General features: G+C 68.0%; 15 protein-coding genes and 1 pseudogene. 10 read left to right on the top strand and 6 right to left on the bottom strand.

Annotation, left to right across the window (positions count from 1 at the left end):
- Positions 1 to 24 precede the first annotated feature (24 nt).
- From KZC50_RS00075 to KZC50_RS00105, 7 genes and pseudogenes are all read left to right on the top strand, one after another.
- Positions 25 to 924: a glycosyltransferase gene (locus KZC50_RS00075; protein WP_310890149.1), complete on the top strand. Its 900-nt coding sequence runs from the start codon at positions 25 to 27 to the stop codon at positions 922 to 924.
- Positions 925 to 931: 7 nt separating this feature from the next.
- A complete protein-coding gene (locus KZC50_RS00080; RefSeq protein WP_310890150.1) occupies positions 932 to 1,798 on the top strand; it encodes an ABC transporter permease in 867 nt (288 codons plus the stop codon).
- Positions 1,782 to 2,522 (top strand): annotated as a pseudogene (locus tag KZC50_RS00085) (ABC transporter ATP-binding protein); the annotation flags it as partial. The gene KZC50_RS00080 and the pseudogene KZC50_RS00085, both read left to right, overlap by 17 nt.
- A 150-nt stretch (positions 2,523 to 2,672) precedes the next feature.
- Complete coding sequence (locus KZC50_RS00090) at positions 2,673 to 3,008, top strand: S-layer homology domain-containing protein (RefSeq protein ID WP_310891502.1); 336 nt, start codon at positions 2,673 to 2,675, stop codon at positions 3,006 to 3,008.
- Between the two features lie 158 nt (positions 3,009 to 3,166).
- Positions 3,167 to 4,195, top strand: a complete 1,029-nt coding sequence (gene gmd, locus KZC50_RS00095; RefSeq protein WP_310890151.1) for a GDP-mannose 4,6-dehydratase — start codon at positions 3,167 to 3,169, stop codon at positions 4,193 to 4,195.
- On the top strand, positions 4,153 to 5,172 hold the full coding sequence (locus tag KZC50_RS00100; protein WP_310890152.1) for a GDP-L-fucose synthase family protein: 1,020 nt from the start codon (positions 4,153 to 4,155) through the stop codon (positions 5,170 to 5,172). Before gmd ends, KZC50_RS00100 begins: the two co-directional genes overlap by 43 nt.
- A gap of 12 nt (positions 5,173 to 5,184) precedes the next feature.
- Positions 5,185 to 5,472: a Dabb family protein gene (locus KZC50_RS00105; protein WP_310890153.1), complete on the top strand. Its 288-nt coding sequence runs from the start codon at positions 5,185 to 5,187 to the stop codon at positions 5,470 to 5,472.
- 4 nt (positions 5,473 to 5,476) lie between these two features.
- Here KZC50_RS00105 and KZC50_RS00110 read toward each other — a convergent pair whose 3' ends face one another.
- From KZC50_RS00110 to purE, 3 genes are read right to left on the bottom strand one after another with little or no spacing between them, the layout of a single operon-like run.
- Positions 5,477 to 6,601 carry a glycosyltransferase gene (locus KZC50_RS00110; protein ID WP_310890154.1) on the bottom strand — a complete coding sequence of 375 codons (1,125 nt, stop codon included), beginning with the start codon at positions 6,599 to 6,601 and terminating at the stop codon, positions 5,477 to 5,479.
- A gap of 3 nt (positions 6,602 to 6,604) precedes the next feature.
- On the bottom strand, positions 6,605 to 8,047 hold the full coding sequence (locus KZC50_RS00115; RefSeq protein ID WP_375294554.1) for an LCP family protein: 1,443 nt from the start codon (positions 8,045 to 8,047) through the stop codon (positions 6,605 to 6,607).
- On the bottom strand, positions 8,044 to 8,511 hold the full coding sequence (gene purE, locus KZC50_RS00120; protein ID WP_236968421.1) for a 5-(carboxyamino)imidazole ribonucleotide mutase: 468 nt from the start codon (positions 8,509 to 8,511) through the stop codon (positions 8,044 to 8,046). Before purE ends, KZC50_RS00115 begins: the two co-directional genes overlap by 4 nt.
- Positions 8,512 to 8,694: 183 nt before the next feature.
- Here purE and KZC50_RS00125 point away from each other — a divergent pair, with 183 nt between their 5' ends.
- Positions 8,695 to 9,537 (top strand): nitroreductase family protein, encoded by an 843-nt coding sequence (locus KZC50_RS00125; protein ID WP_310890155.1) that lies wholly within the window; start codon positions 8,695 to 8,697, stop codon positions 9,535 to 9,537.
- Between the two features lie 18 nt (positions 9,538 to 9,555).
- Here KZC50_RS00125 and KZC50_RS00130 read toward each other — a convergent pair whose 3' ends face one another.
- From KZC50_RS00130 to KZC50_RS00140, 3 genes are all read right to left on the bottom strand, one after another.
- Positions 9,556 to 10,695, bottom strand: coding sequence for a 5-(carboxyamino)imidazole ribonucleotide synthase (locus tag KZC50_RS00130; RefSeq protein ID WP_310890156.1), 1,140 nt, complete (start codon positions 10,693 to 10,695; stop codon positions 9,556 to 9,558).
- 85 nt (positions 10,696 to 10,780) lie between these two features.
- Entirely contained in the window at positions 10,781 to 11,350 is a 570-nt protein-coding gene (locus KZC50_RS00135) for a PH domain-containing protein (protein WP_310890157.1), read from the bottom strand.
- 115 nt (positions 11,351 to 11,465) lie between these two features.
- Complete coding sequence (locus tag KZC50_RS00140; RefSeq protein ID WP_301133842.1) at positions 11,466 to 12,263, bottom strand: biotin--[acetyl-CoA-carboxylase] ligase; 798 nt, start codon at positions 12,261 to 12,263, stop codon at positions 11,466 to 11,468.
- A 122-nt stretch (positions 12,264 to 12,385) separates the two neighbouring features.
- Here KZC50_RS00140 and KZC50_RS00145 point away from each other — a divergent pair, with 122 nt between their 5' ends.
- Both KZC50_RS00145 and KZC50_RS00150 read left to right on the top strand, forming a co-directional pair.
- Complete coding sequence (locus tag KZC50_RS00145; RefSeq protein WP_301133840.1) at positions 12,386 to 13,975, top strand: acyl-CoA carboxylase subunit beta; 1,590 nt, start codon at positions 12,386 to 12,388, stop codon at positions 13,973 to 13,975.
- Positions 13,972 to 14,181 (top strand): acyl-CoA carboxylase subunit epsilon, encoded by a 210-nt coding sequence (locus KZC50_RS00150; protein WP_301133839.1) that lies wholly within the window; start codon positions 13,972 to 13,974, stop codon positions 14,179 to 14,181. Before KZC50_RS00145 ends, KZC50_RS00150 begins: the two co-directional genes overlap by 4 nt.
- Positions 14,182 to 14,361: the final 180 nt, after the last annotated feature.

Here is a 14,361-nt window from a genome sequence, read left to right on the forward strand (position 1 = left end):
CCGAGTCAACAGAGAGCAGACCCCTTGTCGCAGCGCGCCGCCGCCGTCATCGTCACCTACAACCGTCTGGACAAGTTGAAGACCGTCCTGGAGAGCGTGTTCGGCCAGACCGCGCCTCCCGAGTGGGTCGTCGTCGTGGACAACGCATCCATGGATGGGACCGCGGAGTATCTTCGCTCGCGGACGGAGACCACTCTCGACGTGACGTATCTGAGCGAGAACACCGGTGGAGCCGGAGGTTTCGCGACAGGCATGAAGCGCGCCTACGATCTCGGCGCGGAGTATTTCTGGCTCATGGACGACGACTGCTACCCGGCGGAGGATTCGCTGGAGAAGCTGATTGCAGGCCACGACGAGGCCATGGTGACGATGCCGGGCGGGGTCCCGTTCGCTTGCTCCCTCGTGTATTTCGACGACACGGAGATCGCCGAGATGAACATCGCGGCTCCTGACTGGAAATGGGCGAAGCTCTGGGGCAAGGGCCAACGCTCGGTCCTCGTCGAGACATGCTCCTTCGTGTCCGCCCTGTACACGCGGGCCACGGTCGAGCGGATCGGCCTTCCGTTCCGTGAGTATTTCATCTGGTTCGATGACGCCGCCTACGCGCTCCTTGCCGGACGTGGCATCGGTCCGGGTGTGTGCGTGTTGGACAGCAAGGCCATCCACGACACGCCGACCAACATCGCCGGCGACTTCTCACGCATCGACGATCAGAACGTCTGGAAGTTCGCCTACGGTGCGCGCAATGAAGCGTCGTTCCACCTTCACCACGGATCAGTGCTGGCATATCTCCGATTCGTCGCCAGAACCACGATCCTCATGCACCGCGGACGCGTGTCCTGGAAGCTCCGCCGGCGAATTTTCGGGCGCCTGATGGCAGCCCTGACGTTCAATCCCACCGCTGAACGCGTGAACGCGCGCTGAGGCCCAGATGGTGCGAAGATCCGGTAACACTCCGACCCACCGTGAACCCGGTGCCGGTCTCGGACTCATCGGCGTACTCCAGCAGCGATATCTCCTTGGTCTGCTCGTCCGCAAAGAGGTGCAGATCCGCTACCGCGGCTCCGTTCTCGGCTGGGTGTGGTCGTACATCAAGCCGCTCGTGCAGTTCGTGGTGTTCTTCGTCGCGATCGGCATTTTCCTCGGCCTGAATGAGCGGGTCGAGTTCTTCCCGGTCTACCTTCTCGCCGGCATCACGATCGTCACGTTCTTCAACGAGGCTTTCTCCAATGCGACCCGTTCACTCGTCGACAACGCCGCGTTGATCAAGAAGGTTTACCTCCCGCGAGAGATGTTCCCGGTCTCGAGCATGCTCGTGGCAGCGGTCAACACCCTCCCGCAGATCCTGGTGGTTGTGATCATCGCTGCCTTCTTCGGCTGGGCGCCGTCGGCACTGCATCTCGCGGCACTGGTTCTTGCGTTCGCGCTCATCGCCCTCCTGTCCACCGGTCTCGGGCTGCTCTTCGGCGCAGTGAACGTGACTTTCCGCGACGCGCAGAGCTTCGTCGAGATCATCACCATGGTCGCCGTATGGGCATCGCCCGTGATGTATCAGTGGGAGATGGTTCGTGACGCCGCGCCATCGTGGGTCTTCCTGCTGTATCGGCTGAACCCGGTCACGATGGCGGTTGAGCTTTTCCACTACGGAATATGGTTTCCGCTCGATCCTGCGGGCGCGGAACTGATCCCGAACATGTGGGCCTTCAGTGGTATCGCGTTCGTCACTGCTCTGCTGATCCTCGTGATCGGACAGGCAGTGTTCCGCAGACTGGAGGGGCGCTTTGCCCAAGACCTCTGATTCGCCCACGTCGACAGCCAGTATCGTCCTGAATGACGTGGAGAAGAGCTTCACTCTCCGTCACACGCATTCGGTCAAGGAGACCGTGGTCGCCGCGGTTCGCGGTAAAGCGCTCACGACGTCATTCCGCGCGCTCGACGGGGTGTCCTTGTCAATCGGGGAAGGCGAAGCAGTCGCCCTGCTCGGGTTCAACGGTTCTGGAAAGTCGACCACGCTGAAGATGATCTCGGGGGTTCTGCGACCCGATTCCGGCCAGGTCCGAACCCGCGGTCGGGTTGCAGGACTGATCGAGGTCGGAGCCGGATTCCATCCGGACCTATCCGGCCGCGAGAACATCTACCTGAACGCGGCGATCCTCGGGATGACCCGGAAGGAAACGGAAGAACGCTTCGACGACATCGTCGCATTCAGCGAGATCGAGAAGTTCATCGACACCGAGGTCAAGCATTACTCGTCTGGGATGTTCCTCCGCCTCGCATTCTCGGTCGCGATCCACACCGAGGTCGATATCCTCCTGATCGACGAGATCCTGTCCGTGGGGGACGAGCCGTTTCAGAGAAAGTGCATCGCGCGCATCCGGGAGCTCCATGAAGCCGGAAAGACCCTCGTCGTCGTTTCGCACGATCTGAATATGGTGTCGCGGCTGTGCCAACGCGGAGTCGTCCTGCAGAACGGACGAATCGTGTACGACGGCCCCTCCCTTGACGCGGTGCGGCACCTGCGATCACTGAGCGCCTCTCCCTTCGTCGATGTGGAACGCGATCATCCGCTCTTCGACGACATCGTCCGCGTCACCGAATCGGCGCTCCGCCCGCACCCCCATGACAGTGGCCGGAGCGAGTTCCGCTTCGCCGAAGGAGTGACGCCGGTGGAGATGCGGGCATCCTTCGCCGCTGTCGTTGGACGTCCCGCTCCGAGCGTGGCTGACGAGGCGGTCACGCTCGACAGCGCGACCGCCTCGAGGGCGGATATCGCGCATCTTCTGCACCGCGCAGCGGGGCGACCGGAGGGCTATCCGTCGTCCCCGTTCCGCGACGTCGACGAGACGCATCCGGCGTTCCAGGCGATCAGCTGGATGCACCGCTCCGGGATCGCTCGGGGATGGGAAAGCGACATGGATCTGCCCGAGTATCGCCCTGACGAGGTGCTTTCACGGGATGCGCTCGTCGTGATGCTCACGCGCTATCGCGATGGCGTTCCCCAAGACTGAGGTGCCGTCCTCAACGGAGGTGTCCCGGAACGCCCGTGACGATTCCCCGCCGTTGCCGGGGTTGGCTACGCTTCTCATGCGGCCTGTCGCGAGCACGAATGTCCGCAACGCGGTCCCCCAGGACCGCCTTCTTCATCGACTGACAAGAGGCTGGAACGTTGACTAAGCGCGCACTGATTACTGGTATCACGGGTCAGGATGGCTCGTATCTTGCGGAGCTGCTGCTTCGGAAGGGGTATGAGGTTCATGGTCTGATTCGTCGGGCGTCGACGTTCAACACGCATCGGATCGATCACTTGTATGTGGATCCGCATGACCCGTCGGCGAAGCTGTTCCTTCACTACGGTGACCTGTCCGATGGTGCCCGGATGGTGACGTTGATGAGTGAGATCAACCCGGATGAGGTGTACAACCTGGCGGCGCAGTCGCATGTGCGGGTGTCGTTCGATGAGCCGGAGCACACCGCGGACACCACCGGTACGGGTACGGTGCGTTTGCTCGAAGCGGTGCGGTTGTCGGGGATCAAGACCCGGTTCTACCAGGCCTCCACGTCGGAGCTGTATGGGGCGACTCCGCCGCCGCAGAACGAGGACACTCCGTTCTACCCCCGCTCCCCCTATGGGGTTGCGAAGCTGTATTCGTACTGGATCACGAAGAATTACCGTGAGGCGTACGACATGTTCGCCGTGAACGGGATCCTGTTCAACCACGAGTCCCCCCGTCGTGGGGAGACGTTCGTGACCCGGAAGATCACCCGTGCGGTCGCGCGGATCAAGGCGGGTGTGCAGAAGGACATCTACCTCGGAAACCTCGACTCGATCCGCGACTGGGGGTACGCGCCGGAGTATGCCGAGGGAATGTGGCGGATGTTGCAGGCCGACGAGCCGGAGGATTTCGTTCTGGCCACGGGTGTGCCGAACACGATCCGGGACTTCCTGGAGACCTCGTTCGGTCATGTCGGGTTGGATTGGCAGGAGTACGTCAAGTTCGACGAACGCTACCTGCGTCCCACCGAGGTCGACGCGCTGATCGGCGACCCGGCCAAGGCCGCCGACAAGCTCGGGTGGGTTCCCACCATCGACGGCAAGGAACTCGCGAAACTGATGGTTGATGCGGACATCGAAGCCCTGGAGAAGGGCTCCGAATGGATCGACACCGTCAAGCTCGCCTCCTGGGGAACCGCGTGACCGCCACCGACGGTGTGACCTACACCCCGGGGGAACTCGACCGGGACGCGACGTTCTACGTCGCCGGACACCGCGGCCTCGTGGGGTCCGCAATCGTCCGCCGGCTCGAATCCGCCGGATTCGACCGCGTCGTGGGAAAACCCTCCTCCGAGCTGGACCTGAAGGACCGGGACGCGGTCTTCGCGTACATGGGGGAGATCAAACCCAAGTACGTGGTGTTGGCTGCAGCGAAGGTCGGGGGGATCCTGGCGAACTCCACCTACCCCGTCGACTTCCTCAGCGACAACATGCGCATCCAGACGAACGTCCTGGACGCGGCGGTCGCGAACGACGTGGAGCGGGTGCTGTTCCTCGGGTCCTCCTGCATCTACCCGAAGTTCGCGGAGCAGCCCATCCGGGAAGACTCGTTGTTGACGGGGCATCTGGAACCGACAAACGATGCCTACGCGATCGCCAAGATCGCCGGCATCCTGCACACCCAAGCCGTGCGCCGCCAGTACGGGCTCCCTTGGATCTCCGCGATGCCGACGAACCTGTACGGGCCGAACGACAACTTCTCCCCCAAGGGCTCACACGTCCTCCCGGCCCTGATCCGCCGGTACGACGAAGCAGCCTCATCGGGGGCGGCGTCAGTGACGAATTGGGGCACCGGAACACCGCGGCGGGAGTTCCTCCACGCCGACGACATGGCCGACGCGTGCCTGCACCTCCTGGAGCACTACGACGGCCCCGCACAAGTCAACGTCGGCACCGGGACAGACGTCACCATCCGCGAAATCGCCGACACCATCGCGGACGTCGTCGGATTCCACGGCGAGACGAAGTGGGACACCACCAAACCTGACGGGACCCCGCAGAAACTCCTCGACGTGTCGCAGCTCGCTGAAGCAGGGTGGACCGCGCAGATCTCCCTCCAAGAGGGCCTGGAACGCACCGTGGCCTGGTACCGCGACCACGCCGACGCCCTCCGCCAGTAACGAGCGCCGCGAATGACCTATCGACACATCGTGCTCTTCCGGATCCACGACGATGTCGACGACCACCGAGTGACCGAAGCCATCCACCGGCTCCGGTCACTCGGCGTTCTACCCGGCATCCTGTCATGGCACATCGAACTGTCCCTCGACACCCGCAAAGGACGCATCATCATCGAAGACGCCACCTTCACCGACACGGCGGCATTCCACTTGTTCCAGGAACACCCCGAACACACGGAGACCGCGCAGAGCACGGCCGACATCTCCGACTGGTGGATCGGAGACTACGAGACCCGCTGACGCCTCAGAGTTCTGCGTGCAGGTGCCAGACCTTGTCGGCCGCTTCGCTCCATGAGAAGGCGCGACCTCGGTCGTCGGCCATCACGGCGAGACGCTCAGCCGCTTGCGTCGAGCCCAGCGCCCGCGAGAGGGCGTCGCCGAACGCGTCGCCGGCGGCTGCGGCATCCGTCACGTCGATGAGCTCTCCCCCGTCGGCGATGACGTCGCGATGCACCGCGGTGTCCGCCGCGAGGACGGGCACCCCGAGCGCCAGAGCGTCGAGGACGCGCCAGGGGAACGCCGTGCGCGTGGCCGGAGCGACGAACGCCAGCGCCGCGCCGAACACGGCAGCGCGGTCGGCGGTGTCGAGGGATCCGCGCACGTGGACGCGGCGTTCCGGAACCCCGGCGGCCTCGGCGATCTCGGCGACGGCGGGCTCTTGACCCTCGGGCACATCGATGACGACGACCGGATGATCGACACCGGATGCCGCGATCCCCGCGAACCCGGTCGAAAGGCCCGTCGAGGCGTGGGTGTCGCCGCTCAGCAGCACAAAGCCCTCGGGAAGGTCCATCTCGCGCCGCCGGCCGATGTCATCGGTGGGGACGGCGAAACCCGCAGGCGCGGAGCCCGCGATGACCCGCACGCGATCGCCGAGCTTGGCAAGCGACCGCAGGCGCTCCGCCATGGAGTGGGTGGGGGCGACGATGGCGTCGGCGTGCTTCGCAGCGCGCTTCAGCATCGCCTTCTGCCAGCCGACCGCGAGGCGGGAGAGCTCATCCGGCGCCTCCCACGCCCGCAGGTCCCACACCGTGACGACCGTCTGGTCACCGTCGTGCGTGCGGTCGTGCTTCACGAGCGGCGCGAAGAGCGTCGGCGCGTGGATCATGCCGCCGCCGATCCCGGTCGGCGCGCCCAGCTGCAGAGCAGTCGCGAGCTCGCGGCGGGGCAGTCCCACGCGCCGCACATCGGCGAGGCCGGCGACGACCGCGGAGTCGGCATCCGCTCCGCCGGGCACGATGCCCTCGACGACGCAGCCGCTCGGCGCACCGTCGACGAGCGCCCGCGCGAGTTCGCGCGACGCCTCGGCCAGCACCGGGGAGGTGGGCGCGACGACCTGGTCGAGCATGACGCGTAGGGTGGCCACCATCGCTCAGCCCTCCGGCGTCGGGGTCGGAGTCGGCGGATACAGCGCCTGCTGGATCAGCTCGCGGATGTAGGGATAGTCCGGGTTGTACTCGTCGATGCCACCATCGGGTGTCAGCTCGATCGTCGTGACCGGGAGCTCCCGCGCCTTCAGCGCCAACTCCGACAGCGTCGGCAGCAGCTGGTCGGGGATGTCGGTCTCGACGAGATCCGCCCCGGCGGCGGCCAGTTGCTGGAAGTTCGCCAGTACCGTCTGCGGCGTGAACTGAGCGAGGATCGCCTGCTGGAGGATGCGCTGGCGCTCCATGCGGTCGAAGTCGCTCGTGGTGTAGCGCGAGCGGGCGTACCACTGCGCGGTATCGCCGTCCATGCGCTGCAGGCCCGGTTCGATCCAGCCGATCGCCCACTCGTCGGCGGGCTGACCGTCGTAGGCCGGACCGCCGCCCTTCGGCAGACGTTCGGCGACATCGATCTCGACGCCGCCGAGGGCGTCGACGAGCGACGCGAACCCGTGCATGTCGACGAAGACGTAGTAGGGGATCTCGATGCCGAGGATGCCTTCCGCGGCATCCTTCGTCGCCTCAATACCGGGAGCCGAGCCGTTGTCCACGGCATCCGGATACAGCAGAGCGCCGTCCTGGCAGACCTCCACCTCGGTACGGAGCTGGTTGATGCCGCTCCCCCAGCCGCAGGTCGGGTGCGCGAAACCCTCGTGTCCGTTCGGGTACTTGTCCTGCATCGGACCGGGGGCGAACGGGAAGTTCGGCATGTCCCGCGGGATGCCGGTGATCGTCGTCGCGCCGGTCTCGGCGTTGACCGAGACGACCGAGATGCTGTCGAAGCGCATGGAGTCGCGCCCCTCACCCGAGTCGGCGCCGAGCAGAAGGATGTTGTAGTAGCCGTTCGACGGCGGGACGACCGGGCCGCTCTGCCCGAAGATGTCGCCCAGCGTGGTGCGCGTGGTGCCTGCCAGCGTCGCGCCGTAGGCGGCGGTGCCACCCGAGACGACCAGGAGGACGATCGCGAGCACCGCGATCCCCACACGGGCGAACGGCGCCGTCTTCACGAGGCGGACGAGCCGCAGCGTGTCGACGGTGAGGATCGCCCAGAGGATCGCGTAGCCGGCGAGGAGCACCTGGGCGGCAAGCAGGAAGAGGGGGTTCGTGCCGAGGACGAACAGGACGCCGGGCCAGAGCACCGCGGTGGCGACACCGGCGATGACGAGCAGCCACATCGCGAGGGTCGCACCGAGGCCGATGCGCGCGAGGCGGCGTCCGCCCGCCACGGCTTGCGCCGAGCCGGGGATGAGGAAGTTGAGCCCCACGAGCCACCAGCCGCGGCGCGACATCAGCGCGCGCGAACGGGTGTCGGGGAAGCGCATCGGGCGCTCCTGGATGAGCCGCGTGCGGGTCGCCCCGGCGCGAGGACGGGTGATGTCGGCGACGCTCACAGGGACTCCTTGAGCCGCCGGTTCTTCTCCTCGACCTGCGCTTCCAGCGATCGGGCGTAGTCCTCGAGCGCGTCGGCCACCGCGGGGTCGACCGCGCCGAGGACGCGCGCGGCGAGGAGACCGGCGTTCTTCGCGCCGTTGATCGACACCGTGGCCACGGGGATGCCGGCGGGCATCTGCACGATGCTGAGGAGCGAGTCGAGACCGTCCAGCGTCGCCAGCTGCACGGGCACGCCGATGACGGGCAGCGGGGTGACCGAGGCGAGCATGCCCGGAAGGTGCGCCGCCCCGCCGGCACCGGCGATGATCGCCTTGAGCCCGCGGGCGCGCGCCGAACGGCCGTACGACATGAGCTTGTCGGGGGTGCGATGGGCCGAGACCACCTCCACCTCGTGACGGATGCCGAGATCGGTGAGGATCTGCGAGGCATCGCTCATCACGCGCCAGTCGGAATCGGATCCCATGACGACGCCGACCAGCGGCTCGTCGGAAGAGTGCAGCGGCCGGGTCACCCGTCAAGGCTAGGGCGAGAGGCTGGACAATCCCCGCAACGGCGCGGAAGACCGGCGAACCCGGGGAAGAATCCGACCCGCGGCGGCGTTGGCCCGTCGAGTGCCCCGTCCCATCCCCCGACCGCAGGAGCGCCCGTGACCCCGGCCACCACCACTGACACCGACGTGAACGCCCTGCTGCGCGCCCGCTACGGCGACGCCGCTCCCGCGCTGACCGAGGCCGCCCTCCTGGATTCGCCGGTGCTCGCGCAGCTGCTCCAGCACCGCTCCGTCCGCCGGTTCACCACCGAGCCGGTGACGCCCGAGACGGTCACCGCTCTCGTGGCCGCTGCGCAGTCGGCCGCGACGTCGTCGAACAACCAGGTGTGGAGCGTCGTGGAGGTCCGCGATGAGACCGCCCGGACCCGGCTGGTGCACGAGGCCGGTGGGTCGACCTTCGTGGCGGATGCCCCGGTGATCCTCCTGTTCGTCGCCGACTGGGCGCGCGCGGCGGCGATCGCCGACCGCCACGGCGAGCCTGCGGAGGCCGCGGACTACCTCGAGTCGACCCTCGTGGGCTTCGTGGACGCCGCCCTCGCCGCGCAGAACGCCGTCGTCGCCGCCGAGGCCCTCGGGCTCGGCACCTGCTACCTCGGATCGCTCCGCAACCACCCGGAGGTCACGGCGGAGATCGCGGGGCTCCCGCCACGCGCCGTCGTCGCGTTCGGCGTCGCGGTCGGGCATCCCGACCCGACCGACCGCGCCGGCATCAAGCCGCGTCTCGCCCCGCACGTCGTACACGGCGTGGAGACCTACCGGCCGGTGGAGCCGACGGATGTCGAGGCCTACGAGCGCGAACTCGCGGCGTACAACGCCACCCAGGGCCGGGCATCCGGCTGGGTGCGTGCGGTCGTCGGGCGCGTCAGCCGCGTCGCCGGCCTGCACGGGCGCGAGCCGATGCGCGCGTGGCTCGAGGCCCGCGGGCTCCCCTCGCGCTGACGCGCCGCGCGTCGGCGGTCAGTCGTCGAGGAAGTGGGATGCCGCCGCCCGCGCCTGGTAGGCGACGTCGTCGAGGTCGGCGCCGATCGCGGTGACGTGACCGACCTTGCGGCCCGGGCGCGGGTCCTTGCCGTAGGTGTGGACCTTCGCCGTCGGATGCTCGCGCATCGCCGTCGGGAAACGCTCGACCAGTCCTCCCTCGCGGGGTCCGCCGAGGATGTTCACCATCACCGACCACGGCGCGATCGGATCGGTCGCGCCCAGCGGCAGGTCGAGGACCGCCCGCAGGTGCTGCTCGAATTGACCGGTCACCGCACCGTCCTGCGACCAGTGGCCGCTGTTGTGCGGGCGCATGGCGAGCTCGTTGACGAGGATGCGGTCGTCGGTGGTCTCGAACAGCTCGACCGCGAGCATGCCGGTGACACCCAGGCCTTCGGCGATGTCGACGCCGACGCGGGCGGCGACCTGCGACATCCGCTCTCCGGCATGGGGCGCCGGGGCGAGGACCTCCGCGCACACGCCGCCGCGCTGGATCGTCTCGACGACCGGGTACACCGCGACCTCGCCGGACGGGCGCCGCGCCACCTGCTGGGCGAGCTCCCGCGAGAAGTCGACGAGCTCTTCGACGAGGAGCTCTCCACCCCGGGCGTCCTCGGCGAGCGCCGTGAACCAGTCGTCGGCCTCGGTCGCGGCCGAGACGACGCGGACACCCTTGCCGTCGTACCCGCCGCGCGGGGTCTTCACCACCGCGCGACCGCCGTGGGCGTCGAGGAAGTCCTGAAGCCCGGCGCGATCCGACACCGCGGCCCAGTCCGGCTGCGGCATCCCGAGCTCGGCGAGCCGGGCGCGCATGTGCAGCTTGTCCTGGGCGAACCGCAGCGCGTCGGGTCCCGGGTGCACTGCGACGCCGGCGTCGACGAGAGCGGCGAGGACGTCTTGCGGCACGTGCTCGTGATCGAAGGTGAGCACGTCGACCTCGCGGGCGAACGCGCGAACGGTCTCGACGTCGCGGTAATCGCCCACCGCGGTCGCGGCGAGCGCGGCGGACATCCCCTCGGCCTCGGCGAGGACCCGGATCTCGACGCCCAGCTCGATCGCCGGAGCGATCATCATGCGCGCCAGCTGTCCGCCGCCGACGACTCCCACACGCAGAACCATGCCCGACCTCCTCGATGCTCGGCGCGCCCGGAGGCCGCCCGTGTCCGGGGTCCATCTTTCCGCACCGTCGGAGCGGATTCGACCGTCAGCGGCGCGGGAGTGGCGGAGGCGGTCCGGGCGGGAGCGGCTGCGCGTCACGGTGCGCGAGGATCTGGTTCACCTCGACCTGATCCACGAGCACCTCGTGCACCAGCGCGGCGCTCGGGACGTTCACCAGACGCAGGGGCGCATCCACCCCGTTCGAGAGTGTGAGGGTGCCCGCACCCCACATCCGCTGCAGGATGCCGCGGCGCATGCCGATCGTGTATCCACGGACGTGGCTCAGCTCGCGCCGGCGGGCGACGAAGATCCCGGTGCGTTCGATGACGCGACGCGTCGTGATCGTGTAGACGTGCGTCCACCACGCCAGGAACGGCAGGAGCGCGAAGAGGAACACCACCGCGCTGGCCGCCGCCACCAGCATCCAGTTCTCGAAACCCGCAGGGAGATTGTCGAAGAAGTACCCGGTCGCACCGGCGACGGCGATGACGACGAGCGCCGACCAGACCAGCCGCCGCGCGTGCGGACGGAAGCGCGCGACGCGCAGCTCCGGCGTCGGCGCACCGGGCGCCGGCATCAGGGGCCGCCCCCCGTAGCTGGCCGTCGGCTGCGTCATGCCTCCCATTGTGGGGGACGCCGGCGGGCACACGGCGGCGCCTCGCGGGCGACGGCGGGTCTCAGACGTCGCTCGCGCAGGGTCAGCGGACGTGGGGGGTCAGCGGACGTGGGGGTCAGCGGACGTGGACGACGTCGCCGGCCGAGACCGCGGTGGCCGATCCGTCGTCGCGCTGCACCAGGAGCCGCCCGTCCGTGTCGAGCCGGGTCGCGACGCCCTCGAGAGCGGACCCGTCGGGAAGGGCCACGCGTACGCGGCTGCCGATCGTCGTGCAGAGCTCTTCGATCTTCTCGTGCAGGCTCGCACCGGCCGCGCTCCCGCCCGCCTTCGTCAGCGCCTGCACCTGCTCGTCGAGATCGCGGAGGAAGTCAGCGAGGAGTCGGTCGTCGTCGCACTCGAGGCCGAGCGCCTCGAAGGAGGTCGCCGTCGACACCGGGAGATCGACGGCCGCCATGCGGGTGTTCACCCCGGCACCCACCACGACGGCATCCGGATCCGAGTGAGCGACCTCGGCGAGGATGCCGCAGATCTTGCCGCCGTCCACCTGCACGTCGTTCGGCCACTTCAGCCCCACCGCGTGGGTGTCCGACGGCATCTGCGCCGCGACGGCGCGCGTCATCGCGGCACCCGCGAGGAGCGGGATCCAGCCGCGCGCGGTGACCGGGAGATCGCGCACCCGCAGCACCACCGACACCGCGAGGGCCGTCTCGGGGGGAGCGGTCCACGAGCGGTCCATCCGGCCGCGTCCGTGACGCTGATCGGTGGTCAGCAGCACCGAGAGGTGCGGCCACTCCGCGGACTCCTCCTTCAGGTGATGCAGGACGTCGGCGTTCGTGGAGTCGGTCTTCTCGACGACCTGGACGCGCGGGCTGACGGCGGCGGTGAGCGGGTACCCCTCGGCGGGAATCGGCATGCGGCCACCCTATGCGCTCACACTCCGCCGGGAACCGATGGTTCGCGCGGGTGGAGGAATCCGCCGGTCCTTTGTACGAACCCTCCAAGCTCGGCAGGCATCCCGCCGATAGGGTGGATGCCGTGACCGACCAGCCCGATCTCCATACGACCGCCGGCAAGATCGCCGACCTTCGCGCGCGCTACCAGGAAGCGGTCGTGGACGCCGAGCAGAAGGCCCAGGACAAGCAGCACGCCAAGGGCAAGATGACGGCCCGTGAGCGCATCGCGCTGCTGGTCGACCCGGGCAGCTTCGTCGAGCTCGACGAGTACGTCCGCCACCGCACCACCGCCTTCGGCATGGAGCGCTCCCGCCCCTACGGCGACTCCGTCGTCACCGGCACCGCGACCATCCACGGTCGGAACGTCGCCGTCTACGCGCAGGACTTCTCCACCTTCGGCGGGTCGCTCGGCGAAGTGGCCGGCGACAAGATCATCAAGGTCATGGAGCTCGCCCTGCGCAGCGGTATCCCGATCGTCGGCATGCTGGATTCCGGCGGGGCCCGCATCCAGGAGGGCGTCGTCGCCCTGGGCAAGTACGGCGAGATCTTCCGACTCAACACCGCGGCATCCGGTGTCATCCCGCAGATCTCGATCATCATGGGGCCCGCCGCCGGCGGTGCGGTGTACTCCCCCGCGCTGACGGACTTCGTGGTGATGGTCGATAAGACCAGCCAGATGTTCGTCACCGGCCCCGACGTCATCAAGACCGTGACCGGCGAAGACGTCGGCATGGAAGAGCTCGGCGGTGCGCACACGCACAACACCCGGTCGGGTGTCGCCCACTACCTCGCCGAGGACGAAGACGACGCGCTGGACTACGTCCGGACGCTGCTCGGGTTCCTGCCCGACAACAACATGTCCGACATCCCGCTGTACGAGCACGAATTCGAGTTCGAGACGACGGATGCCGATCGGGCGCTGAACACGATCATCCCCGACTCGCCCAACCAGCCGTACGACATCCACGAGGTCATCCGCGGGATCGTCGACCACGAGGACTTCCTCGAGGTGCAGCCGCTCTTCGCGCCGAACATCGTCATCGGCTTCGGCCGGATCGAGGGCCGCTCGGTCGGCATCATCGCCAACCAGCCCTCGCAGATGGCCGGAACGCTCAACATCGAAGCGGGCGAGAAGGCGAGCCGCTTCGTCCGGTTCTGCGACGCGTTCTCGATCCCGATCGTCACCCTCGTCGACGTTCCCGGCTACCTTCCCGGCACCGACCAGGAGTGGACCGGCGTCATCCGCCGCGGCGCGAAGCTGCTCTACGCCTACGCCGAGGCCACCGTCCCGCTCGTGACCGTGATCCTCCGCAAGGCCTACGGCGGCGCGTACATCGTGATGGGCTCCAAACAGCTCGGCGCCGATGTGAACCTCGCCTGGCCGACCGCCGAGATCGCCGTGATGGGCGGTCAGGGTGCGGTGAACATCCTCTACCGCGGCGAGATCAAGAAGGCGGAGGAGGCCGGTGAGGACGTCGCCGCCGTCCGCACCCGCCTCGCCAACGAGTACACCTACAACGTCGCCTCCCCCTTCCTCGCCGCCGAGCGGGGCGAGCTCGACGGGATCATCGAGCCCGCGCAGACCCGTGTGTCGATCGCCAAGGCGCTGCGCGCCCTCCGCGGCAAGCGTGCGAGCCTGCCACCGAAGAAGCACGGCAACATCCCGCTATGACCGGTGAGATCCCCCGCGAGGACATCACGATCGACGTGCGCCGCGGCAATCCCACGGAGGAGGAGCTCGCGGCGCTGATCGCCGTGGTCAGCGAGGCATACGCGACCGAAGCGGCCACAGCCGTGGTCGCGGAGGAGCCCTGTCGTTCGGCCTGGGCGGTTTCGCAGCGCGGCCTGCGGACTCCCCTTCCGCGCGTCGGATGGTGACCGCGCGGGCACTCTGACCCGTGGTCTTGTCCCCCGAAATACCTACAGACAGGTCGTCCGAAGGCGTCGGATACTGAAGGAGCTGGAACGCTTCTGCGTTCGGTCGGCCCGCTTTCGCCTCGCGAATGCCCAGGGTTCGGCCATGCGGTCTGTTTTCGGGTAACGGATCGCGTGAGGCGG

It is taken from the genome of Microbacterium aurantiacum, from assembly GCF_031625015.1.
Classification (GTDB): domain Bacteria; phylum Actinomycetota; class Actinomycetes; order Actinomycetales; family Microbacteriaceae; genus Microbacterium; species Microbacterium aurantiacum.